At 71.1% G+C, this 1,071-nt stretch carries 1 protein-coding gene; it reads right to left on the bottom strand.

Annotated elements, in window-relative coordinates; all coding sequences use genetic code 11:
- Nucleotides 1–1,071: alkene reductase (locus tag BME24068_RS34770; protein WP_239008161.1), on the bottom strand; the 1,071-nt coding region annotated here is incomplete at its 5' end.

The following is a 1,071-nucleotide window of genomic DNA, read 5'->3' as shown; positions in this document are numbered from 1 at the left end:
TCACGCCGCGGCTTGCGCGAGCGTCGGATAGTCGGTCAGGCCCGGTGCGCCGCCGCCGAACAGCGTGTTGCGGTCGTGCGGCGCGAGCGTGGCGCCGGTACGCAGGCGCTCGGGCAGGTCGGGGTTCGCGACGAACGGGCGGCCGAATGCGACGAGGTCGGCCCAGCCGGCGGCGATCGCTTCGCGGGCGCGCTCGGCGGTGTAGGCACCGGCGTAGATCAGCACGCCGGGGTACGCGGCACGCAGCCGTTGCTTGAATTCGACCGGCATCAGCGGCGCGTCGTCCCAGTCGGCTTCCGCGATGTGCAGGTAGCCGACGCCGAGTTCGCCGAGCAGCTCCGCGGCGGCGAGGTAGGTCGTTTCCGGATCGTCGTCGACGCAGCCGTTCAGCGTGGTCAGCGGCGCGAGGCGGATGCCGACGCGCGATGCGTCGCCCGTGCCTTCGATCAGCGCCTGCGCGACTTCGCGCAGGAAGCGCAGCCGGTTTTCGAGCGAGCCGCCGTAGGCGTCGGTGCGCGTGTTCGCGTTCGAGTCGATGAACTGGTTCACGAGATAGCCGTTCGCGCCGTGCAGCTCGACGCCGTCGAAGCCGGCTTCGATCGCGTGGCGGGCGGCGGCGCGGTACTGATCGACGATCTCGCGGATCTCGTCGACGGACAGCGCGCGCGGCTCGGACGCCTGCACGAAGCCCGGCGTGCTGCCGTCTTCACCGGCGACGAACACGTTCACGCCCTTCGCCTGGAGCGGCGACGACGACACGGGTTGCCGGCCGCCGAGCAGGCTCGTGTGGCTCAGCCGGCCGACGTGCCAGAGCTGCGCGAAGATGCGTCCATGCGCGGCGTGGACGGCGTGAGTCACCTTGCGCCACCCGGCCACCTGCGACGGCGTGTGGATGCCGGGCGTCCATGCGTAGCCCTTGCCGAGCGGCGCGATATAGGTGCCTTCGCTGACGATCAGGCCCGCACTCGCGCGTTGCGCGTAATACGCGGCCATCAGTTCGTTGGCTTCGTCGCCGGGCTGGCTGGCGCGCGAACGCGTCATCGGCGGCATCACGATGCGGTTCGGCAGCGT

This window comes from Burkholderia anthina (assembly GCF_902498995.1).
GTDB lineage: Bacteria > Pseudomonadota > Gammaproteobacteria > Burkholderiales > Burkholderiaceae > Burkholderia > Burkholderia anthina.
This window is presented reverse-complemented; position numbering and strand designations above follow the sequence as displayed.